The sequence below is a fragment of the Geobacillus sp. FSL K6-0789 genome (genome assembly GCF_038593135.1).
Classification (GTDB): Bacteria; Bacillota; Bacilli; order Bacillales; family Anoxybacillaceae; genus Geobacillus; species Geobacillus stearothermophilus.
Genome location: NZ_CP151966.1, coordinates 3082247 through 3103888 on the forward strand (window position 1 = coordinate 3082247; position 21642 = coordinate 3103888).

Sequence of the window (21642 nt, forward strand, 5' to 3'; positions counted from 1 at the left end):
GCTCCCACCGCCCCCGGCTCGCTTGGGAAGAGAGGGTTAACTACTATTGATCCGTCATCGCGATCCATATATGATTTTGTCCACTATCATAGCAAACCAGAAAGACCTATGTCAATGGTCGCTCGCATTTTTTTGCGCCCAAAACCGCGACACGACGGGCTTCCCGTCCCAGATGACTTCGCTTTTCGCCCGGCGCTTCGCGACTTCCGGCTCGTCAAGCAAGAGCCAAAAATTTTTCATCGGCAAGTCCCCAAGCCCATGCTTCTCGCAAAGCCGCCGCAAATATTGGCGCCGCTTGTCGTTCATATGTCGCGACACGTTGTCGCCGTCCGGGCTGAACGCGTACAACACGGTCGCCGCCGCGACACGGGCGACGCGGCATACAGAGGCGGCCCGCAAAAAGAAGTCCCAGTCCCAATAATGGTGGACAGTCGTGTCAAAGCAGCCGATCTCGTCATGGAGCGATTTTCGATACACGCTTCCAGACGGGACGTACGTCGAAAACGTCCGCATCGCTTCCAAATCATACTCATAGGCAAATAAAAAACGGGCGGATGGAACACGCTGGTCGTTTTCCACCCGATACTGGACAATTTCCGCATCGGCATAGGCGAAGTCCGCATGCTCGAGTGCCGCGGCCATCCGCTCGAGATGGCACGGCAACACTAAATCGTCGTCGTCGCAAAGCATGATGAGGTCGCCACGCGCCGCCTTGACGCCTTCGTTGCGGGCGGCGACATGTCCTTCGTTGTCGCGGCGGTCGATGAGACGAACGTCAAGCTCCGGGTACAAGGCGGCGACATCATGAACGGGGATGCCGCCGTCATTGACAATGATCACCTCAAAATGGCGGTATGTCTGCCGGCTCAACGCCTCGAGCAGCTCGGCAAGCGGATACAGGCGATTGTACGTCGGGATGACGACCGATACGAACGGGCGCAAGGAATCCACCGCCTCTCTTCATGATCCGAACAAAAAAGGGCTTACCCTTAAGGTATAGCCCTCCGTTTGATTTGTCAACTTAAGCGAGCTCTTGCTGCTTCGTCTCTTTGCCGAGGACGGCGACAGAAAGAACGGCGACAAGAACAGCGAGGCAAAACAGCGTGAAAATCATCGTCACCGACACCCCTTGGGCGACAAGCGAGCCGACCAACAGCGGGCCGAAAATGCCGCCGATGCGGCCAAACGCCGCCGCCATGCCGGCGCCGGTCGCACGAATCGATGTCGGATACTGCTCCGGCGTATACGCATACAGCGCTCCCCAAGCGCCGAGGTTGAAAAACGACAAGAAAATGCCGGATGCCATCAGCCCGACGAGCGACTCGGCCGTGCCGAAAAAGTAAGCGCTCAATGCGGTGCCAAGCAAGTACGTGACCAAGACAAATTTCCGCCCCGCCCGCTCGATCAGCCATGCGGCGCTGAAATAGCCGGGCAATTGCGCCAGCGTCATGATGAGCACATATTCAAAGCTTTTAATTAAGCTGAATCCTTTCATGACCATGACGCTTGGCAGCCATAAAAACATGCCGTAATACGAGAAAACGACACAAAACCAAAGGATCCAAAGCATGACCGTCTCTTTCCGATAAGGAGCGGACCATACGTGGACGATGTTTTTCCATACCGTCTCTTCTTTTCTTACAGCCGCAAACCGCGGCGAATCAGGCAGACGGAGGCGCAAATAGATCGCATACAGCGCCGGGATCGCCGCCAGCCATAACGCCGTCCGCCAGCCGTAAGCCGGAATGACAAAATAGGAAATGAGCGCCGCCAGCAGCCAGCCGCCGGCCCAAAAGCTTTCAAGCAGCACGACAGCCCGGCCGCGATCCTTAGCTGGCACCGCTTCTGAGACGAGCGTTGACGCGACCGGCAGCTCGCCGCCAAGTCCCATGCCGATCAAAAAGCGGAGCGCCAAAAACGCCGCCAACGTCGTCGTCAGCGCCGACAGCCCACTGCCAAGCGAGAACAGCAACAATGTGAAAATAAAAACGTTTTTCCGCCCGATCCGGTCCGCAAGCAATCCGAACACGAGCGCCCCGACCGCCATGCCGATCGAGTTGACGCTGCCGATCCAGCCGACTTGGCCGGCCGTCAAATTCCAGTCTTTTTGCAAGGCCGCCATCAAAAACGACAACATGCCGACATCCATCGCGTCAAACAGCCAGCCAAGGCCGGCTATGCCTAACAGCTTGCGCTGGGAAATCGCGGTTTGGTTCATGTGTATCTTCCTATCATTATTAGTGTAAAGACATATTCATTATAAAAGAAAATCATTGGCCTGTGCACTATACGGTTGATAATTTTTGCGAAAAATCAGCTCGAAGCCTTGAATAACAGGATCAAACACCAACATCGCGATCCAGCCATCGTTCCATGGTTGGAACAAAAAGTTCGGCTAAAATCAGCTGCCATGCTTTTCATGATAGGCGCCAGTACAACCTTTTGGCAAAGCATCAAATCCTTTCTTCGTTCCCTCGTTCATGATGTTGATTTCGACCTCACATTTCGCACCCTTCCGACGAAAATCGGGAGGATTTTTTCGTTCCGATGTCGAATGAATCCTTGACACACAAGGAAAGTGAAGGAGTTTTTCTCTCATGGATGTGCAAGTCGAATCGGTCTATCGCAATTCTTATTTGAATATCATAAGTGCTCTATTCAAAAAACTGGGTTTCCCCCAATCGATTGACCATCTCGTTCCCGTCGATCCGCAGTGCCAGACTCGAGTCAACGATGCCGTTCAAGCCATTCTCTACAATGTGTTTGACGGCCGGCAAGCCCTCGTTCACTTGGAACAATGGGGGCACACGATCGACCTGGAGAAACTCATCCGTTCCGGGCTCCATCCTTCCCAGTTGAATGACGATGCGTTGACCCGTCATCTCGATCGTCTGTATGAGGCCGGCATTTACCGCGTCTTTCAGCGCCGGGTGCGTCCGTTCATGACTCCCGAACACCCGTTGAAGGGTCCTGGAGGCCGCAAGCTGACCCGTCCGACGGGACAGGCGATTTTTCAGCTGTTTCCATACGTGAACGTCGTCCTGTTCAAGCTGCCGGATGGACGCATCCAACGCTCACTGGATCGCTCCCTCACCCCGGATCAGCGAAGGATTCTGCAGGGATTGGGCATGGATGAGAGCATTTACGTGTAACGTGATACGGAACGACCAGATATGGTAAAAAAAGGATTTCCATCACTCGTTGTGTTGGTCGGAAAGTTATTCTAAAAAACGAAATAAAAAATCCTTTCTTTCAACCCTGTTAGGGTGCGAAATGTGAGTACTAATATGGGTTATATGAACTTTTTGTGAACGACAAATTGCGACATACTTTTACTTTTTTAACCTTTTATACTGTAGATGAGCAAATTCACTGACATAAATTGACAACTAAACAAAAAAGGAGACATGAACCGGACTCCTTGGGTAAAATAGATGTGCTCAAAACCCATTCACACAAGGAGGTTCATGTCTCATGAATAGATTAGCACATCACCAAGGAATCCACAAGTTTTTCTTCACGCTGGGGTTGACGCTGCAGCTTTCCAAACCGGTCATCAAGCATCTCATTCATATTGTCGATGCCTTGACCACCAAGGGATTCTCGGGAACATTGACTGATATTCATTACTGGAGCTTTCATCCGAATCATCGAACGACGCTCCGTCACTTTTTCACGAAAAGCCCTTGGAACGAGGAAAGGCTGCTTGGGAAGCTTCAAGAGTGGATCCTTTCCCAGGTCGAACGACTGGCCAAACGGAAGAATCAACCCCTTTTTGTTTCGATTGATGATACGATTTGCCAAAAAACAAAGCCTTCGTCACGGGCTGTGCACGCCATTCAAGGGTGCGACTGGCACTACTCGCATAAAGATCATCAATCGGTCTGGGGGCATTCGCTCGTTTGGCTGATGGTGCACACCTTCACGCAGGCGTTCCCATTTGCGTTCCGCCTGTATGACAAGAAAGCGGGAAAAAGCAAGATCGACCTGGCGATCGAGATGCTTTCCTCGCTCAAGGTGAAGCGGGCTCAGCCGGTGTATGTGCTCATGGATTCGTGGTATCCGTCCAAAAAGCTCATTGAAGCCTGCTTGAAACAGGGATTCCATGTCATCGCGATGCTCAAGACGAACCGGATTCTCTACCCGAAAGGCATCGCCATCCAAGCCAAGCAGTTCGCCCGCTATATCGAGTCCAAAGACACCCGCCTCGTCACGGTGGGGCAGGAGCGTTATCGCGTGTATCGCTATGAGGGGGCCATCCATGGCCTCGATGACGCGGTGGTGCTGCTGGCTTGGAAGGCGGATCAGCCGATGGCGCCGGAACATCTTCATTGCATCTTGAGCACCGACCGGGAACTCGGGGACGAAGACATCTTGCGTTACTACGCCCAGCGCTGGACGATCGAGTGCTTTTTCCGGCAGGCGAAAGATCAACTGAAGCTGGATGGATACCGCGTTCGCCACATTCGGGCGGTGAAACGGTATTGGGCGGTGGTGCTGTTGGCCTGCGTGTACAGCATCGCCGAATCCCGACAAAACCTCTCCACCGGGCTGGAGCTTCTTCGGTCGCGGAAAGACCACAGCGTCGTCGAGTTCATTTATGACGCTGCGAAGCAAGATATTCCCATTGATGTGATCAAAAAACAGCTCCGTATCGCGTAAGGGGTACCCTGTTTGTCTCTCTAACCATGGAAATTATTGTAATGAAAAATGCTCATCTACAGCTTTTATAGTATTCATTGAAATAAATAAACCGATAAAAGGGAGGGGGAATTTATGAAGCTGTCTATGAAGTTGTTCAAAAGAATTTTATCTCCTGTTTTAGCTCTGTCTGTTTTGGCGGTAGCAGTACCTACTTCTGTTTTTGCCGCAGAGACAAACACGGTGTCACAACTCACCCCTTCTGTGGCGAAGGTCAACACAGTGTCGCCAAAGGTAGAAACACAGGGTATCAAAACTGCAGCTCTCAAGAAAGCGGTATTGACGTTAGCAGACATGCTGGAATCGCAAGCCATTAAAAAATTGCTCGACTTTGTTGAGGACTACGGCAGTAAAAAGGTAGCAGATACTATCAGGGAATATGCCGATAATATTGCTGATACCTTGCGGACCATAGCTTCTTGGAAAGACCTTTCTATCCAAATCATTCAAGATCAAGTTAGCGGGGCGTTATATGATCTGGGAGTACCACTGAGTACAGCGAGACAGGTTGGTTGGGTCATTTCAAAATTCGTAGACTGGGTATTACTATAGTACAAGGAGGGTGCTATGAACGAGGAAAGAATCAAGGATCTTGAAGCAAAATTGAGTCTAGCCACCGACGCAATTACGTTACTCTTAGATATGGTGAACAAGGAGCACAAAAGCTTTGCGATTCTGGCCTTAGCCACTGGCTTTACTGCCGACGAGTTGGAACGCCTGGAAAAGCTGTTTTATCACGCTGGCAAATCACAGTGGGACAAGGACACATTTGTGGCAGAGTTCGAGAAGCAGCTTCCCAAAAGAAGTGCAATGTTGAGAAGCATTTTGGAAGGGCTAAAGTCAGATGGAAAGTTCGTATCGTTATGCGAGAAGTATTTGGATTGACAGAAAAAACCCGCCCATGTCGAGGCGGGTTTATTTTTCTTCAAAACATCCAAATCTTCACCAAACGATTCTGTCAATGTCAAGAGAGTATGGAGATCGCGAAACTCAAAAACCTGTCGCTACTGGCCAGCATGACCGGCGACGTTGAGTGGCAGCATGAGTTGTGCGCGAGGCTGGAGAAGTTGTCGGGATGAAAAAGGAGCCCTTCTCGCTTGATATTATCCCTCTAGTGTAGACAGTTGGGAAAATGCCCATACTGTCATGAAAAACACTGGAGGGATTTGTTTATGTTCGAGACCAAGCAAACACCGAAAGGGAAGACCACCTATTCCGTGGAGTTTAAATGGAGGGCTGTCCAGATGTACATCGAAGAAGGATGGGGATATAAGCGGATATGCCAAGAGTTATAGGGATTCCCTGCACGAAAACGATCAGACTTTGGGTAAAACGTTATCATGAACATGGTCGAAAAGGGCTCGAAGAACGGCGCGGGACATCCAAGTCTCCATTCAAGGGAAGACCCCGAAAAAAAGAGTGCAGTTTAGAGGAAGAGAATCGAAGACTGAAAGCTGAGGCGGAGGCGCAAATAGATCGCATACAGCGCCGGAATCGCCGCCAGCCATAACGCCGTCCGCCAGCCGTAAGCTGGTATGACGAAATACGAGATGAGCGCTGCCAATAGCCAACCGCCAGCCCAAAAGCTCTCGAGCAGCACGACAGCCCGGCCGCGATCCTTAGCTGGCACCGCTTCTGAGACGAGCGTTGACGCGACCGGCAGCTCGCCGCCAAGTCCCATGCCGATCAAAAAGCGGAGCGCCAAAAACGCCGCCAACGTCGTCGTCAGCGCCGACAGCCCACTGCCAAGCGAGAACAGCAACAATGTGAAAATAAAAACGTTTTTCCGCCCGATCCGGTCCGCAAGCAATCCGAACACGAGCGCTCCAACCGCCATGCCGATCGAGTTGACGCTGCCGATCCAGCCGACTTGTTCGGCTGTCAAGTTCCAGTCTTTTTGCAAGGCGGCCATCAAAAACGACAACATGCCGACATCCATCGCGTCAAACAGCCAACCGAGACCGGCGATGCCTAACAGCTTGCGCTGGGAAATCGCGGTTTGGTTCATGTGTATCCCCCTGTCATTATCGATGTAAAGACATCGTCTACTGTTCATTATAGAGGGGGACGGAAGTAAATTCAATCCCGTATTGCTCATTGTCTCACAAAAGGAACTACAACAGTAATAAACAAGCCGCCGAAAAGCGAGTGCTCTCGGCAGCTTTGCTCGTGCCAATCCGTCTTATAATTCCCATTTCTCGATGTCCATCTGAAGATGCCCATGAGCGCCAAAGAAAATCGTTTGGTCGTCCGGATGCGGAAAAAACCGCGCAGTGAACGTCTCTTCGCCATCATTGACGAACAGTTCGATCGATGACGTATCAAGGAAAACATGAAGCGAACGAAGACGTGGCAATCGACATTGCCGCTTCTCCGTCAGCCCGTTCACAAAGCTTTTCCGTTCAAGCGTCAATACCCCTTCGTCACTATTGTAAACAAGGCGAGCCGCATGGCGAAAGTAAATTTCCATCATGCTTCCGAACAGTTCGATATTGTCGAGGCGAAGTTCGATCGCATCTCCCTCGAGTCCCGCCCATGACCTCAGCTCATTCACCACAGTGGCGCTTGGATATGCTACTTTTTGTTTGCGCAACTGTTTCAGCTCTTCCACTGGCGTCTGTCTCAGCTTGCCGCCAGTGAGGCGAAGTTCGCGCGGCAAGGTGAGCGCGTGCACCCAGCGGTGGCTCACTGTCGGCTGACGGTCTTCATCCTGGTCCGGCACGCCCATCCAGCCGATGAGGATGCGCCGCCCGTTCCGGTCAAGCATCGTTTGCGGAGCGTAAAATTCAAAGCCGCGATCAAGCTCCTCAAACGTCCCGTGAAGGAATTCGGCCCGTTCGTAGTCGAAGCGGCCGACAAAATAACCTGACTGGTAGACGTTTTGGTAGCGCATGCCGTCCGGTTTTAATCCTTGCGGGCAGACGATGAGCACGTCTTGCCCATCTAATGGAAACAAGTCTAGGCATTCCCACATATAGCCAAACGGACCAAGCCCGTTCATGTTGCCGCCAGCAATTGGGCCAAGATGCTCCCAATGACAAAGATCAGCGGAACGAAACAGCACCGCTTTTCCATCGCCGCTTTCGCTTTGCGCCCCCAAGATCATATACCAATGGCCCTGATACCGCCATACTTTCGGATCGCGGAAATGGGCCGTATATCCGTCCGGAAGTGTAATGACGACACCTTTTTTTGTAAAATGAATGCCATCTTCCGATACGGCCATGCATTGGTACGTTTGGCGGTTTCCTTGTTCATCTTTCACATTGCCAGTGTAAAACAGCACGAGTTTTCCATCGCAACTAATCGCACTGCCGGAATAGCAACCATCTTTGTCATACCATTCGCTTGGCGCTAACGCAATCGGCGCTGCTTGCCAATGAACCAAGTCTGGGGATGTATAATGCCCCCAGAACTTGGCGCCATGGCCGGTGCGAAACGGCATCCATTGGTAGAAGACGTGATACGTTCCGTGCCAGTCGATCAGCCCGTTTGGATCGTTCATCAACCCGACAGGAGGCATGAGATGGTAGCGAAGCCGATACCGGTCACGATTGACAAGAGTCTCATATTTTTCGACTTCAGCGTATGCTTGTTCAATAAGTTTCTGTTCCCGTTCGGATTTCATCCGCTTGTCCCCTCACTCTTCTTCTTCACGGAACTTTAGAAGGAATGTCGCCACAAACGCTGAAACGACGGCAATGGCAAAACCGATTAAGTAGTGCATTAAGTTCGTGAGCCCTTCCGGCGCAACGATGGCGATCATCGGGATGCCGGTCAACCCGTAGGCATTAGCTACTACATTCGTAAATACGACGTACGCTCCGCCGAGCGCGCCGCCAATGGCCGCAGCGATAAACGGCTTCCGGTATTTTAAGTTCACCCCGAAAATGACTGGCTCGGTAATGCCTAAAAAAGCTGACAAGGCCGCCGGTAACGCAATCTCTTTTGTTTTTGTCCGCTTCGATTTGACAAATACAGCCAAACCGGCGCCGCCTTGGGCGACGTTGGCCATCGACCAAATTGGCAGTAAATAGTTGACCCCAAGTTTCGCCAACAAGTTCGCTTCAATGGCATGAAAGCTATGATGCACACCGGTAATGACGATCATCGAGTACAATCCGCCGAAGATAAGGCCAGCTAACGCACCGCCATAATGGTAAACAAAGTTCAACACCGTCGTAATCCCATCGCCAAGCAAATTGCCGAGCGGACCAATGGCCAAAATCGTAATAAATCCCGTCAAAATGACGGTCACAAATGGAACAACAAGCAAACTGACCGCATGGGGAACAACTTTTCGCAATCCACGCTCCAATTTGCTCATCACATACGTCGCCAGCAAAATCGGCACGACCGTCCCTTGATACCCGACCATAGCGATATCAAAGCCAAGAAAATGCATATAGTTTGGCTTGGCCTCGGCCAATCCCCACGGGTTTAATAGCGCCGGGTGAGTCATAATACCGCCGATGACCGCCCCTAAAAACGGCGTGCCTCCAAATTCTTTCGCCGCGCTAAAGCCGATTAAAATTGGCAAAATAATAAACGCCGCACTCGAAAACATATCAAGCAAAATATACAGCGGGCTGTCTGCCGCCACCCATTTGAACGCCTTCATCATCCCAAGCAAACCCATTAACAAACCGCTCGCGACAATGGCTGGGATGATTGGGACAAAAATGTTTGACAACGTCTTCGCAAAGCGGGCGAGCGGATTCATTTTTTGCTTGATGGCTTCTTGATGAGCATCAGCATCACCTTGCTGTATCCCTGCTTCCCGGACAAACGCCTCATACACTTTATTCACCACGCCGGTGCCAAAAATAATTTGAAACTGTCCGGAGCTGGAAAACGCCCCTTTAACCCCTTCAATGTTTTCAATGTCTTTCGCCTCGGCCTTTTTGTCATCTTTTAAGACGAGGCGAAGCCGTGTCGCGCAATGAGTTACGCTAATGATGTTTTCTTTCCCGCCAAGGAGCGGGATGAGTTGTTTAGCAATGTGTTCATAATTCATCGGTGAACTCCTCCCCTTCTGAATGATGGTGAAATGAAAAACAAAAAAGACCTAAAACATACAAAGGGCGATCTAGCGGCATGACTCACTTGCCGTTCCCTTCATACGTTTTAGGTCTTGCCTGCTCGAAGCAGTTACAATCCCGCAATATTTCGTTGTCTGTTTTGCATTATACGGCAACTTGCTGTTTTTGTCAACGCTTTCGCAACCGTTGGATATGGAGGACGATATAGGCGAGTTCCTCCTCCGGAAAACGGATGCCATATTCCTTCTCTGCATAGCTTGCCGCTTTTTGTGTACACGCCCATTCCCTTGCATATTTTGTCTGAATGAGCGCAAGCATCTCCTCATCCATCGAATGAATCGGCTCCCCGTTTTCGATGCGGCTTAAGGCAAAGCGCAAATGAGTGAGCAGCCGCTGGTATGAAATGCTTTCCTTATCGATCGATATGCCGAGCTCCGTTTGGATAAGGTCAACGAATTCATGAATGAGCGTCGTCTCGCGCATCGTTTTGTTCATGCTGGCGGCATCGAGTTTCGCCGTATGAATATGAAGGGCGATATGGGCCACCTCGTCATCGGGAATCTCGATGCCAAGCCGCTCTTTGATCAACTGTTTCGCCCATAGCCCAATTTCATACTCCGCCTTATATAGCACTTTAATTTCATTGAGCAATTTGTTTTGAATGCGGTAACCTTGCTTCAACCGCTCGATGGCAAACGACAAATGGTCAGTCAGCGCAATATGAATATGGTCGTTGAGCGGTGCTTGCAGTTTGCCTTCCGCATAGCTGATAATTTCTTCGGCAATATCGATATGTTCTTCTGGCAACGTGCGAAGCAATTGCTGGAACTTCTCATTTTCTTCTTCCATGACGAAAATTTTCTCAATGCGGCCCGGGGGGATGAGATCGTTTTTCCGCTTTTGAAACGCAATCCCCGGGCCCATGACAATTTTCTCTTTGCCTTCGTCGAGCACGACAACAGCGTTGTTGTTTAAAATCTTATGGATGCGAAACGCCATATGTCCTCCCTTCCGCCCTTATTTCATTTTCACATGAAATAAGACCGTCTCGCCTTTTTTGGCTGATGCCTCGGCCTTTCTCTCAAGGCTTTTGAGGGCATCCCCGTTCGTAATGATGATGGGCGTCACCGCGCTTTTCGCTTTCTCGCGCACAAGTGGCAAGTCGACAGAAAGAAGCCGATCGCCCCGCTTCACTCGGTCGCCGGCTTTGACATAAGCGGTAAACCCTTCCCCGTTCATCGACACGGTGTCGATGCCGACATGGATGAGCAACTCCACACCCGCTGCCGAACGCAAGCCGATGGCGTGTTTCGTCGGAAAGAGCTGAATGATTTCGCCATCGACCGGAGCGACGACATCCCCATCCGCCGGGTCGATGGCGATACCATCGCCCATCATGTTTTGCGCAAACACCGGATCCGGCACGTCTTCAAGCGGCACAATCGTCCCGTCAAGCGGTGCGGTGATCATCTCTTCCTTCGGCTGTTGCTTGCCAAACCATTTTTTGAACAACGAACATCATCCTTTCTTTTGCAGTTCATCTGAAAACAGTATACCGAAACGGAAGAAAACCGCAAGCCGTGCCGCCAAGATTCGGCGTTTTGATGCCATCGGCGGTAACATCTCCAATCGTTTTTAGCAACAAGGCGCCGAGCTCTTCTTCAACGAAATGGTCAGACATCAACTTCGCTGTCTAAATTTGCCCGATCGGATTGGCGATACCTTTGCCGTAAATATCCGGCGCCAAACCGTGCACCGGTTCAAACATTGACGGATATTTGCTGTTGACGTTCATGTTCGCCACGAGAACGGCTTTCTTGCCAATTCCGTCGCTGGGAATGACGGCAATGTCCCATTTTTTCATTCTTGGGAGAATTCCTTCTTTCCTTCCTTGGACAGAAAGCGCAGCCATTCCTTTCTTTCATCATACAATAACGGTGGTGGATTCACATTTATGATAAAATGAAACTACAAATCATATGGACGATGCGAGGGAGTCAATATGTCTTATGATACCGACCCGTTCCGCGGCGAATTTGACAGCCTTGAAGAGTTTGCCGACCGCGTCAGCGACGTGCTGAAATGCCCGGTGACGATCGAAGATGCGAACCATCGGCTCATCGCCTACAGCGCCCATGACGATTACACCGATCCGGCGCGGACGGCGACGATCATCAGCCGGCGCGTCCCGGAAAAAGTGATCAACAGCTTATGGAAACAAGGCGCCATCCCGGCGCTGCTCAAAAGCCGCGAGCCGGTGCGCGTACCGCCGATTCATGACGTCGGCCTCGGCAGCCGCGTCGCTGTGTCGATCTGGAAAAATGATGAGGTGATCGGTTTCATCTGGGTGCTGGAAACGAACCGGACGCTGTCGCCTGAGGAGATGGAATGGCTCAAGCTCGCCGCCAAGGCAGCGAAAAACAAAGTGTTGCAGCTGTATATGCGCAAAAACAAAAAAGAAGAGCGGGTGCAGGAGCTGTTTTGGAAGTTGCTGACGAGCCATATCGCGGCCGAAGACGAGATTCGCGCCCATCTCGCTGCCATGCAAATCCCGACCGCACCGCAGTTTGCCGTTGTCGTCTTCCGCTTTGCCGCTGATTTGACCGCCGAAATGGAGCGGCAAATTTCTTATCTCTTGCAGACGACTCAGCAACTCCCGCTCCTTCTTTATACGACCGACGGCCGCGATGTGATTTTGCTTGGGGCGCCCAAAACTGACCAGCCGCTGAAAGAGCTGAGTGCATTCATCGAATCGTTCGCCGCCAAAATGAAAGAACGATTTCACATCCACGATGTGCAGTGCGGATTTGGCGGCGTGTACAGCGTCTGTCGCCTCATTGAAAAAAGCTACCGCGAAGCGCTCGGGAAAACGTTGGCCGCCAACTAACCATGATGGACGCGGCCGACAACGCGCGCTGCCGGCCGCCTGTTCATCATTGTCCATTCCCATGATCGCCCGCTCATAGCGGGCGGCTTTTTTTATCTTAATTAGGCGAGAAGACTCCCACTTCAACGAAGCGAAGCGGAGTAAGTGGGAGATGAATCGCCTTAACTATATTTTGCTGAAAATAGGATAGATTCAGTAAAATATGGTATAACTGTAGATGAGCAAATTCACTGACATAAATTGACAACTAAACAAAAAAGGAGACATGAACCGGACTCCTTGGGTAAAATAGATGTGTTCAAAACCCATTCACACAAGGAGGTTCATGTCTCATGAATAGATTAGCACATCACCAAGGAATCCACAAGTTTTTCTTCACGCTGGGGTTGACGCTGCAGCTTTCCAAACCGGTCATCAAGCATCTCATTCATATTGTCGATGCCTTGACCACCAAGGGATTCTCGGGAACATTGACTGATATTCATTACTGGAGCTTTCATCCGAATCATCGAACGACGCTCCGTCACTTTTTCACGAAAAGCCCTTGGAACGAGGAAAGGCTGCTTGGGAAGCTTCAAGAGTGGATCCTTTCCCAGGTCGAACGACTGGCCAAACGGAAGAATCAACCCCTTTTTGTTTCGATTGATGATACGATTTGCCAAAAAACAAAGCCTTCGTCACGGGCTGTGCACGCCATTCAAGGGTGCGACTGGCACTACTCGCATAAAGATCATCAATCGGTCTGGGGGCATTCGCTCGTTTGGCTGATGGTGCACACCTTCACGCAGGCGTTCCCATTTGCGTTCCGCCTGTATGACAAGAAAGCGGGAAAAAGCAAGATCGACCTGGCGATCGAGATGCTTTCCTCGCTCAAGGTGAAGCGGGCTCAGCCGGTGTATGTGCTCATGGATTCGTGGTATCCGTCCAAAAAGCTCATCGAAGCCTGTCTGAAACAGGGATTCCATGTCATCGCGATGCTCAAGACGAACCGGATTCTCTACCCGAAAGGCATCGCCATCCAAGCCAAGCAGTTTGCCCGCTATATCGAGTCCAAAGACACCCGCCTCGTCACGGTGGGGCAGGAGCGTTATCGCGTGTATCGCTATGAGGGGGCCATCCATGGCCTCGATGACGCGGTGGTGCTGCTGGCTTGGAAGGCGGATCAGCCGATGGCGCCGGAACATCTTCATTGCATCTTGAGCACCGACCGGGAACTCGGGGACGAAGACATCTTGCGTTACTACGCCCAGCGCTGGACGATCGAGTGCTTTTTCCGGCAGGCGAAAGATCAACTGAAGCTGGATGGATACCGCGTTCGCCACATTCGGGCGGTGAAACGGTATTGGGCGGTGGTGCTGCTCTCCTGCGTGTACAGCATCGCCGAATCCCGACAAAATCTCTCCACCGGGCTGGAGCTTCTTCGGTCGCGGAAAGACCACAGCGTCGTCGAGTTCATTTATGACGCTGCAAAGCAAGATATTCCCATTGATGTGATCAAAAAACAGCTCCGTATCGCGTAAGGGGTACCCTGTTTGTCTCTCTAACCATGGAAATTATTGTAATGAAAAATGCTCATCTACAGTTATGAAGCAAAGGAGTGATGATGATGACGATGCCAAAAGCGTTAACGATCGCCGGCTCGGACAGCAGCGGCGGCGCCGGGCTGCAGGCGGACTTAAAAACGTTCCAAGAGCTTGGCGTTTACGGCATGACGGCGATCACGACAATCGTCGCCATGGACCCGCACAACCGGTGGGCGCACCAAGTGTTCCCCGTTGACCTAGCAACGATCGAAGCCCAGCTTGAGACGATCATCGTCGGCGTCGGCGTTGATGCTCTCAAAACGGGGATGTTGCCGACGACGGACATCATTGAACTGACCGCGCGGACGATTGAAAAGCATGGTTTGAAAAATGCGGTCGTCGATCCAGTTATGGTGTGCAAAGGGGCGGATGAGCCGCTCCACCCGGAAAATACGGTGTGCTACCGGGAAACGCTTGTACCAAAAGCAACGGTCGTGACGCCGAACTTGTTTGAGGCGGCGCAGCTAGCCGGCCTGCCGCGCATTGAAACGGTTGAAGACATGAAAGAGGCGGCTGGACGCATTCATGAGCTCGGAGCTCAATATGTGATCGTCAAAGGCGGACGGAAAATTCCGCACGACTATGCGGTTGACGTCCTTTATGACGGCCAAACGTTCGAACTGCTTGAATCGGAACGGATCGACACGACGTATACGCATGGCGCTGGCTGCACGTTCTCAGCCGCCATCGCCGCCGAACTGGCAAAAGGCCGGCCGGTGAAAGACGCCATCGCCACCGCCAAGGCGTTCATCACCGCCGCCATTCGCCATTCGTTCCCGTTAAACGAATACGTCGGCCCGACGCATCACGGCGCGTACCGACGCTATGAAGGAAAGTAGGCCACGTTTCGATCCTTGTCTTTTTTCACAAGACAGCCCGCTCCCGGAGCAATAGCGCTAGCTTCTTTTGCAAGACAGAGAACCGGCGTGCCCATGCCTAAAAAATGGATGCACAGGACGGGCTTGGCCATAATCAAATAGGCATTATGCGCCGCGACAACATGGAGAAAGGAGAGTGCCGCCATTGCGCGTATCCGCTGTCCAATATCATTTGCATACGATCCGTTCGTTTGACGAATTTGCCGCGCAAGTGACGCATTACGTCAAAACAGCGCAAGAGTTTGACGCCGAGTTTGTCTTGTTCCCAGAATTTTTCACGACCCAATTGCTTTCCATTCCACTTGATGACGGACGTCAAGCAGCGATCGACGACTTGCCGGACTACACGGAGCCGTATTGCGGGCTGTTTACGTCGCTCGCCAAAGACACGGGCATGTATTTGATCGGCACGCATGTCATCCGCGAAAACGGCAAGCTGTACAATGTCGCCCACTTGTTTGCGCCGGACGGAACGATCCATCGCCAAGCGAAGCTGCACATCACCCCGACCGAGGCCAACGAATGGAACATCGCCCCGGGTGACGGACTGCACGTCTTTGAAACGGACAAAGCGACGATCGCTATTTTGACGTGCTATGACATCGAGTTTCCGGAAATCGTTCGCCTGGCGCGCGCGAAAGGGGCGGACGTCATCTTCTGTCCGTCGTGCACCGACGATCGGCACGGGTTTTATCGTGTACGGTATTGCTGCCACGCGCGGGCGGTCGAAAACGAAGTGTATGTCGTCACGACCGGCACGATCGGGTCGCTTCCGACGGTCGACTTTATGCGCGCCAATTTCGGCCAAGCGGCCGTCATCACGCCAAACGACATCCCGTTCCCGCAAGGCGGCGTCCTTGCGGCGGGCGAGATCAACAGCGACATGGTCATTACGGCTGACCTTGACTTGTCGCTCCTTCGCAAAGTGCGGGAAAAAGGATCGGTCGCGACATGGCGCGACCGGCGCACTGATCTGTATCCAGACTGGAACACGATGGCGTAACAGCGGCGGCCCTTCGCCCCGCCTCCGGGCGGAGGTGCCAAGGGGGGCGGCGGCCGGACTAAAAGGGTGCGGCGCCGCGACATGTGTTGGCATCCGAACCAAAGCAGGGTGCGGCACCCCTTTGCCTCGTCTTAAAGCTGATCATGGCGACACCGCCTCAACACTGCCATCGCCCAGCCGAAACAGCATAGCGACGCGGCGACACGGTAAGGCGGTCGGACGAATTGCGAGGCCGCAACAACGCCTATATGATGAAGGACAAAATGCCGATCATGACAACAGGGTGTCCCCACCGAGGAACACCCTGTTCATTTCGCTTATGACAGCGATTTCTTAAACTGATCAAACTGTTCCGCCACTTTCCCTTCCGGCGCTTTCGTCAACAGGCTCACGACGACAATAGCGGCGAGGCTCGCGGCGAAGCCCGGAATCATCTCATACAACAGCCCTTTCAAATACTCCGACTGCGTCCACAAAATGACCGTTGCCGCCCCAGCGACCATGCCGGCGAGCGCCCCCCATTTCGTCATCCGCCGCCAGCATAAGCTAAGCAAAATGACGGGGCCAAACGATGCGCCAAATCCAGCCCACGCATAGCCGACCAAGTTTAAAATGGTGTCGTTTTTCGTGTACGCCAGCGCCGTTGCGACAATGGCGACAAGGAGCACCGACAAACGCCCGACGAAGACAAGCTCCTTATCCGAAGCCGCGCGGCGGAACACGACTTTATACAAGTCTTCGGTCAGCGAGCTCGACGTGACGAGCAACTGTGACGAGATCGTGCTCATAATCGCGGCTAAAATCGCCGCCAGCAAAAACCCAGTAATAATCGGATGGAACAAAATGTGTCCGAGTTGAATAAACACCGTTTCCGGATCATCAAGCTTCATGCCGCGCTGCGAAAAATAAGCGATTCCAAAAAGACCCGTCAACATCGCTCCGACAACGGAGAAAATCATCCAGCCCATGCCGATGCGCCGGGCGCTTTTCATTTCTTTCACCGACTTAATGGCCATAAAGCGGACGATAATGTGCGGCTGGCCGAAATACCCGAGCCCCCAGGCGAATAACGAAATGATGCCAAGAACACTCGTTCCTTTCCATAAGTTCAACAAGTTGGGATCGATGTCGCGGATCGTCTCCATCGTATCTACTGGCCCGCCTGTATGGAGCAGCGTCACGACTGGCACTAAAATCAACGCGATGAACATAATCGTCCCTTGGACAAAGTCCGTCCAGCTGACGGCCAAAAAGCCGCCAAACAGCGTGTAGGCGACAACAACACCGCCGACGATCCACAATCCCGTATGGTAGCTAACACCAAATGAGTTTTCAAACAGAACGCCCCCCGAAACGAGGCCGGACGAGACATAAAACGTAAAAAAGACCATAATGACAATCCCAGATACCATTCGCAACAATTTCGTGGCATCCCCGAATCGGTTTTCCAAAAACTCCGGAATCGTAATCGAGTCGTTCGCTACTTCCGTATAGACGCGCAAGCGCGGCGCGACAAACAACCAGTTTGCATAAGCGCCAAGCGTCAAGCCGATGACGATCCAAGCGGCGCTCACCCCATCGACATACATCGCCCCCGGCAGCCCCATGAGCAGCCAGCCGCTCATGTCGGAAGCCCCGGCGCTGAGCGCCGTCACCGCCGGTCCGAGCGTCCGGCCGCCAAGCATATAATCAGACAAATTGGACGTCCGTTTATACGCCCAATAGCCAATCCAAAGCATGCCGACTAAATACACAATGACGGAAAATAAAACCATATGGGCTCTCCTTCCTCTACTGTCTTGTCACCACTTTCATCATAACGAAATTGATAGTATTTACACAATAGTATTTATTTTTCCATACCTCTATAATAAACAAATTGACAAAACCTTTGCCAACTCTACCCTCTTTCTGGTATAATATTCTGTAAATTCAAAATCAATCGTTTATGTCTTTTTATACATAAAAAATTATTTTATAAAAATGCACACGAAATGATATTAGCCATATGCCCTTCAGTTAATGTGGCGAAAAACATTGAAAAATGCGCCTTTTCCCCATTTATACGGCGCGCCAAAATGTTCAAACAATTATTTTTATAAAACCTATTGCATAATAACAAAAATATTGATAGTATGATAATCGTTCATCGACAATGATTCCAAAGGGGGATTTTATAGGATGTTAAAAATGAAGAAAGGTTTGATCGTAGCGGTCGTTGCTGCGTTGTTTATGGCGCTCGCCGCTTGTGGCAAGTCGACAGAAACAAGCTCTCCGTCAGGCGCTGAAAAAGAAGGGAAGCAAAAAATCACCGTCGGGACGGACGCGGCGTTTGCGCCATTTGAATATATGCAAAAAGGAAAAATTGTTGGGTTTGACGCCGACCTTTTGGATGCGGTGATGAAAGAAGCCGGCTTGGATTATGAATTAAAAAACATCGGCTGGGATCCGCTGTTCGCTTCGCTGCAAAGCAAAGAAATCGACATGGGCATTTCCGGCATTACGATTACGGACGAACGGAAACAATCTTATGATTTCTCAGCTCCGTACTTTGAAGCAACACAAGTCATCTTAGTCAAACAAGGCAGCCCGGTGAAAAACGCCCTTGACTTAAAAGGGAAAACGATCGGCGTTCAAAACGCGACAACCGGTCAAGAAGCTGCGGAGAAGCTATTTGGCAAAGGCGATCATATTAAAAAATTCGAAACGAGTGTTGTTGCCATTATGGAACTGCTAAACGGCGGTGTTGATGCTGTCATCACGGACAACGCGGTGGCAAACGAATACGTGAAAAACAATCCCAATAAAAAACTGCAAGTCATTGAGGATCCAAAAAACTTCGCTTCAGAATATTATGGTATGATCTTCCCAAAAAACAGCGAATTGAAAGCAAAAGTGGACGAAGCATTAAAAAACGTCATCAACAGCGGCAAATACACTGAAATCTATAAAAAATGGTTTGGAAAAGAACCGAAGCTTGATCGATTAAAACAACAATAAGCGTGCGAACAAAGAAAATGCGTAACTACCCGCAAGTTACGCATTTTTCTTAGAGAAAGGTGAGATCGATGGATTTTCGTTTTGATATTATTGTTGAATACGCCCCTTACTTTTGGAAAGGGCTGCTCGTAACGATCGGCGTATCATTAGCCGGCATCGTGTTCGGCCTCATTCTCGGCCTGTTCATCGGCCTTGGCAAAATGTCGTCCAACCCGATTATTCGTTTGCCGTTTTCGTGGTACATTAACTTTTTCCGCGGTACGCCGCTTGTCGTGCAAATTTTGCTCGTCCATTTCGGCGCCATGCCGCTCTTTTTCGCCCAGCCAAATGCCGTCGCTTCCCTGGCCGTCTCGCTGTCGCTCAACTCGGCCGCGTATGTGGCCGAGATTTTCCGCGCCGGCATCCAGTCGATCGACAAAGGGCAAATGGAAGCGGCCCGCTCGCTTGGGATGACGCATGCGCAGGCGATGCGCTACATTATTTTGCCGCAGGCGTTAAAGCGAATGATTCCGCCGTTTGCGAACGAGTTTATCGTCTTAATTAAAGATTCGTCGCTTGGGATGGTCATCGCCGCCCCGGAAATCATGTATTGGGGGAAATCGGCCGCGGGTGAGTATTACCGTGTTTGGGAGCCGTATTTAACAGTGGCGTTCATCTATTTGCTCTTAACGCTTTCGTTAAGCAAACTGTCACACTATCTTGAAAGGAAGTATTCGACCCAATGATTGACGTACGCCAGCTGAAAAAATCGTTCGGTTCGCTCCAAGTTTTAAAAGGAATCGATGTCCATATTCGCGAAGGAGAAGTCGTGGTCGTCATCGGCCCATCGGGGTCGGGAAAATCGACGTTTTTACGCTGTTTAAACTTGCTTGAGGATTTCGATGAAGGTGAAATTATTATTGACGGCATTAATTTAAAGGCGAAAGACACGAACTTAAATAAAGTGCGGGAAGAAGTCGGAATGGTGTTCCAGCGCTTTAACTTGTTTCCGCATATGACGGTGCTGAACAATATCACGCTGGCACCGATGAAAGTGCGGAAATGGCCGCGTGAAAAAGCGGAAGCGAAGGCGATGGAGCTGCTCGCCAAAGTCGGGCTGCAAGACAAAGCGCACGTCTACCCGGACTCCCTCTCCGGTGGACAGGCGCAGCGCGTCGCCATCGCCCGGGCATTGGCCATGGAACCGAAAATCATGCTGTTTGACGAGCCGACGTCAGCGCTTGACCCGGAAATGGTCGGGGAAGTGCTCTCGGTCATGAAGCAGCTGGCCAATGAAGGGATGACGATGGTCGTCGTCACCCACGAGATGGGCTTTGCCCGTGAAGTCGGCGACCGCGTCTTGTTTATGGACGGCGGCTACATTGTCGAGGAAGGGAAGCCGGAAGACTTGTTCGACCACCCGCAGCATGAGCGGACGAAAGCGTTTTTATCAAAAGTGCTGTAAAACGTCGTCTTGCCTGTTTGAGGCAAGACGACTTTTTTAGGCACATATCATGCCCCCTATAATGCAACCACGTTACCTCTCCATCTCTTCAATGTTCCGTCAACGGCTCCCCCATTTCAGGCATCTATGACACCACAAAAGCCCTTCTGAACATAAAAAGCCGGCCGAACCCCGGCCAGCCTCGCTTTACAACACAAACTGCATCACCCAAATCGAACCGGCGACAACGACAACAGCAATAAAGAAGCTGTATACCATGTTGAACGTTTGCACTTTGCCGCTGTCGCTTTCGTTGACGTGCATGAATAGAAACAGCTGCAAGCTCGCTTGGATGATCGCGAACAAGACGATGATGACGATCACGGCTTTAAGCGGCAGCCCAGACGAGAGCGCCACCCAAAGAGCCGCAAACGTCAAGACGAGCGACAACAAAAACCCAATAATATGTTTCCACGGAAATGATTCGCGATGGCTGTTTGCGCCCATGTTAGATCACCATCCCTAACAAATAGACGAGCGTGAAGATGAAAATCCAAACGACGTCCAAAAAGTGCCAGTACAAGCTGACAATAAACACTTTGCGCGCTGTTTTCGGCGTAAAGCCGCGCTGGAGAAGCTGGATGATGATCAAAATCATCCAGCCAATCCCTACACTGACGTGGGCGCCGTGCGTGCCGACGAGCACGAAAAAGCTTGATAAAAATGCGCTCGTCTGCATCGTCGCTCCTTCATGGACGTAATGGATGAACTCGCGAATTTCAACCGTAATAAACCCCAACCCAAGCAGAAGCGTCACGAGCAGCCAAGCGATCAGCCCGCTCATGCGGCCGCGGCGCATTTCAAAAATGGCCAACCCACATGTGAAACTGCTCGTCAACAGCAACAACGTTTCGATCAAAACGTCTTTTACCTCAAACAGCTCCGCTGCCGTCGGCCCCGAGCCGGTCCGTTGGAACAAGACGAGATATGTCGCAAACAGCGTCGCAAACAGCGCGACTTCCGCCCCGAGGAAAATCCAGAAACCCAATATGTTCAACCGACTTTCTTGCGTCCGATACTCCAGCGGCACCGTTTCCTCATAGCGATGTGCAGCTTCTCCCATTC

At 51.3% G+C, this 21642-nt stretch carries 20 protein-coding genes and 3 pseudogenes; 12 read left to right on the forward strand and 11 right to left on the reverse strand.

Annotation, left to right across the window (positions count from 1 at the left end):
* Positions 1 to 111 precede the first annotated feature (111 nt).
* Together NSQ51_RS16365 and NSQ51_RS16370 are read right to left on the reverse strand one after the other, a co-directional pair.
* A complete protein-coding gene (locus NSQ51_RS16365) occupies positions 112 to 942 on the reverse strand; it encodes a glycosyltransferase family 2 protein (RefSeq protein WP_121650166.1) in 831 nt (276 codons plus the stop codon).
* 79 nt (positions 943 to 1021) lie between these two features.
* Entirely contained in the window at positions 1022 to 2218 is a 1197-nt protein-coding gene (locus NSQ51_RS16370) for an MFS transporter (RefSeq protein WP_121650167.1), read from the reverse strand.
* Positions 2219 to 2597: 379 nt separating this feature from the next.
* Here NSQ51_RS16370 and NSQ51_RS16375 point away from each other — a divergent pair, with 379 nt between their 5' ends.
* The 5 genes from NSQ51_RS16375 to NSQ51_RS16395 all read left to right on the forward strand — a co-directional run bounded on the left by NSQ51_RS16375 (position 2598) and on the right by NSQ51_RS16395 (position 5780).
* The gene (locus NSQ51_RS16375) at positions 2598 to 3152 is read left to right on the forward strand and encodes a DUF4277 domain-containing protein (protein ID WP_080985723.1); all 555 of its coding nucleotides are present in this window, start codon (positions 2598 to 2600) and stop codon (positions 3150 to 3152) included.
* A 322-nt stretch (positions 3153 to 3474) separates the two neighbouring features.
* Positions 3475 to 4662 carry an IS701 family transposase gene (locus NSQ51_RS16380; protein WP_033010947.1) on the forward strand — a complete coding sequence of 396 codons (1188 nt, stop codon included), beginning with the start codon at positions 3475 to 3477 and terminating at the stop codon, positions 4660 to 4662.
* Between the two features lie 114 nt (positions 4663 to 4776).
* Complete coding sequence (locus tag NSQ51_RS16385) at positions 4777 to 5253, forward strand: hypothetical protein (RefSeq protein ID WP_013146667.1); 477 nt, start codon at positions 4777 to 4779, stop codon at positions 5251 to 5253.
* 15 nt (positions 5254 to 5268) lie between these two features.
* Positions 5269 to 5586 (forward strand): hypothetical protein, encoded by a 318-nt coding sequence (locus NSQ51_RS16390; protein WP_013146668.1) that lies wholly within the window; start codon positions 5269 to 5271, stop codon positions 5584 to 5586.
* Positions 5565 to 5780 (forward strand): hypothetical protein, encoded by a 216-nt coding sequence (locus NSQ51_RS16395; RefSeq protein WP_230456207.1) that lies wholly within the window; start codon positions 5565 to 5567, stop codon positions 5778 to 5780. The genes NSQ51_RS16390 and NSQ51_RS16395 overlap by 22 nt, the downstream gene beginning before the upstream one ends.
* A gap of 386 nt (positions 5781 to 6166) precedes the next feature.
* On the opposite strand, the pseudogene NSQ51_RS16400 reads toward NSQ51_RS16395, so the two are convergent.
* The 6 genes and pseudogenes from NSQ51_RS16400 to NSQ51_RS16425 all read right to left on the reverse strand — a co-directional run.
* Positions 6167 to 6709, reverse strand: a pseudogene (locus NSQ51_RS16400) (MFS transporter); the annotation flags it as partial.
* Positions 6710 to 6883: 174 nt separating this feature from the next.
* A complete protein-coding gene (locus NSQ51_RS16405; RefSeq protein ID WP_049625185.1) occupies positions 6884 to 8329 on the reverse strand; it encodes a sucrose-6-phosphate hydrolase in 1446 nt (481 codons plus the stop codon).
* Positions 8330 to 8341: 12 nt separating this feature from the next.
* A complete protein-coding gene (locus tag NSQ51_RS16410) occupies positions 8342 to 9718 on the reverse strand; it encodes a sucrose-specific PTS transporter subunit IIBC (protein ID WP_049625186.1) in 1377 nt (458 codons plus the stop codon).
* Positions 9719 to 9911: 193 nt separating this feature from the next.
* Entirely contained in the window at positions 9912 to 10742 is an 831-nt protein-coding gene (locus NSQ51_RS16415; RefSeq protein WP_033015391.1) for a PRD domain-containing protein, read from the reverse strand.
* Between the two features lie 18 nt (positions 10743 to 10760).
* Positions 10761 to 11255 carry a PTS glucose transporter subunit IIA gene (locus tag NSQ51_RS16420; RefSeq protein WP_033015389.1) on the reverse strand — a complete coding sequence of 165 codons (495 nt, stop codon included), beginning with the start codon at positions 11253 to 11255 and terminating at the stop codon, positions 10761 to 10763.
* Positions 11256 to 11280: 25 nt separating this feature from the next.
* Positions 11281 to 11544: pseudogene (locus NSQ51_RS16425) on the reverse strand (isocitrate/isopropylmalate family dehydrogenase); the annotation flags it as partial.
* 201 nt (positions 11545 to 11745) lie between these two features.
* On the opposite strand from NSQ51_RS16425, the pseudogene NSQ51_RS16430 reads away from it, so the two are divergent.
* From NSQ51_RS16430 to NSQ51_RS16445, 4 genes and pseudogenes are all read left to right on the forward strand, one after another.
* Positions 11746 to 12606: pseudogene (locus NSQ51_RS16430) on the forward strand (PucR family transcriptional regulator); the annotation flags it as partial.
* Between the two features lie 356 nt (positions 12607 to 12962).
* A complete protein-coding gene (locus tag NSQ51_RS16435; protein WP_033015014.1) occupies positions 12963 to 14150 on the forward strand; it encodes an IS701 family transposase in 1188 nt (395 codons plus the stop codon).
* Between the two features lie 86 nt (positions 14151 to 14236).
* Positions 14237 to 15052: a pyridoxine/pyridoxal/pyridoxamine kinase gene (gene pdxK / locus NSQ51_RS16440; RefSeq protein WP_049625419.1), complete on the forward strand. Its 816-nt coding sequence runs from the start codon at positions 14237 to 14239 to the stop codon at positions 15050 to 15052.
* A gap of 184 nt (positions 15053 to 15236) precedes the next feature.
* A complete protein-coding gene (locus NSQ51_RS16445; protein WP_049625417.1) occupies positions 15237 to 16094 on the forward strand; it encodes a carbon-nitrogen hydrolase family protein in 858 nt (285 codons plus the stop codon).
* Positions 16095 to 16411: 317 nt separating this feature from the next.
* Here NSQ51_RS16445 and putP read toward each other — a convergent pair whose 3' ends face one another.
* Entirely contained in the window at positions 16412 to 17869 is a 1458-nt protein-coding gene (putP, locus tag NSQ51_RS16450) for a sodium/proline symporter PutP (protein ID WP_049625416.1), read from the reverse strand.
* A gap of 406 nt (positions 17870 to 18275) precedes the next feature.
* Between putP and NSQ51_RS16455 the strand changes: the two genes are divergently transcribed.
* From NSQ51_RS16455 to NSQ51_RS16465, 3 genes are all read left to right on the forward strand, one after another.
* Positions 18276 to 19094, forward strand: coding sequence for a basic amino acid ABC transporter substrate-binding protein (locus tag NSQ51_RS16455; RefSeq protein WP_049625415.1), 819 nt, complete (start codon positions 18276 to 18278; stop codon positions 19092 to 19094).
* Positions 19095 to 19162: 68 nt separating this feature from the next.
* Positions 19163 to 19819, forward strand: coding sequence for an amino acid ABC transporter permease (locus tag NSQ51_RS16460; protein WP_049625414.1), 657 nt, complete (start codon positions 19163 to 19165; stop codon positions 19817 to 19819).
* Positions 19816 to 20538 carry an amino acid ABC transporter ATP-binding protein gene (locus NSQ51_RS16465; RefSeq protein WP_011232919.1) on the forward strand — a complete coding sequence of 241 codons (723 nt, stop codon included), beginning with the start codon at positions 19816 to 19818 and terminating at the stop codon, positions 20536 to 20538. The genes NSQ51_RS16460 and NSQ51_RS16465 overlap by 4 nt, the downstream gene beginning before the upstream one ends.
* 186 nt (positions 20539 to 20724) lie before the next feature.
* On the opposite strand, the gene qoxD is transcribed toward NSQ51_RS16465, so the two are convergent.
* Positions 20725 to 21024, reverse strand: a complete 300-nt coding sequence (gene qoxD, locus NSQ51_RS16470; protein ID WP_011232920.1) for a cytochrome aa3 quinol oxidase subunit IV — start codon at positions 21022 to 21024, stop codon at positions 20725 to 20727.
* Position 21025: 1 nt separating this feature from the next.
* Complete coding sequence (gene qoxC / locus NSQ51_RS16475) at positions 21026 to 21640, reverse strand: cytochrome aa3 quinol oxidase subunit III (protein WP_049625413.1); 615 nt, start codon at positions 21638 to 21640, stop codon at positions 21026 to 21028.
* Between the last annotated feature and the right edge of the window lie 2 nt (positions 21641 to 21642).

Excerpts from the sequence above, each read along its gene's own strand:
- NSQ51_RS16465 (WP_011232919.1), top strand. The coding sequence starts at position 19,816 with ATGATTGACGTACGCCAGCTGAAAAAATCGTTCGGTTCGCTCCAAGTT.
- NSQ51_RS16380 (WP_033010947.1), top strand. The coding sequence starts at position 3,475 with ATGAATAGATTAGCACATCACCAAGGAATCCACAAGTTTTTCTTCACG.
- NSQ51_RS16460 (WP_049625414.1), top strand. The coding sequence starts at position 19,163 with ATGGATTTTCGTTTTGATATTATTGTTGAATACGCCCCTTACTTTTGG.
- NSQ51_RS16390 (WP_013146668.1), top strand. The coding sequence starts at position 5,269 with ATGAACGAGGAAAGAATCAAGGATCTTGAAGCAAAATTGAGTCTAGCC.
- NSQ51_RS16415 (WP_033015391.1), bottom strand. The coding sequence starts at position 10,742 with ATGGCGTTTCGCATCCATAAGATTTTAAACAACAACGCTGTTGTCGTG.
- NSQ51_RS16370 (WP_121650167.1), bottom strand. The coding sequence starts at position 2,218 with ATGAACCAAACCGCGATTTCCCAGCGCAAGCTGTTAGGCATAGCCGGC.
- qoxD (WP_011232920.1), bottom strand. The coding sequence starts at position 21,024 with ATGGGCGCAAACAGCCATCGCGAATCATTTCCGTGGAAACATATTATT.
- NSQ51_RS16435 (WP_033015014.1), top strand. The coding sequence starts at position 12,963 with ATGAATAGATTAGCACATCACCAAGGAATCCACAAGTTTTTCTTCACG.
- putP (WP_049625416.1), bottom strand. The coding sequence starts at position 17,869 with ATGGTTTTATTTTCCGTCATTGTGTATTTAGTCGGCATGCTTTGGATT.
- NSQ51_RS16410 (WP_049625186.1), bottom strand. The coding sequence starts at position 9,718 with ATGAATTATGAACACATTGCTAAACAACTCATCCCGCTCCTTGGCGGG.
- qoxC (WP_049625413.1), bottom strand. The coding sequence starts at position 21,640 with ATGGGAGAAGCTGCACATCGCTATGAGGAAACGGTGCCGCTGGAGTAT.
- pdxK (WP_049625419.1), top strand. The coding sequence starts at position 14,237 with ATGACGATGCCAAAAGCGTTAACGATCGCCGGCTCGGACAGCAGCGGC.
- NSQ51_RS16395 (WP_230456207.1), top strand. The coding sequence starts at position 5,565 with ATGCGAGAAGTATTTGGATTGACAGAAAAAACCCGCCCATGTCGAGGC.
- NSQ51_RS16375 (WP_080985723.1), top strand. The coding sequence starts at position 2,598 with ATGGATGTGCAAGTCGAATCGGTCTATCGCAATTCTTATTTGAATATC.
- NSQ51_RS16455 (WP_049625415.1), top strand. The coding sequence starts at position 18,276 with ATGTTAAAAATGAAGAAAGGTTTGATCGTAGCGGTCGTTGCTGCGTTG.
- NSQ51_RS16385 (WP_013146667.1), top strand. The coding sequence starts at position 4,777 with ATGAAGCTGTCTATGAAGTTGTTCAAAAGAATTTTATCTCCTGTTTTA.
- NSQ51_RS16405 (WP_049625185.1), bottom strand. The coding sequence starts at position 8,329 with ATGAAATCCGAACGGGAACAGAAACTTATTGAACAAGCATACGCTGAA.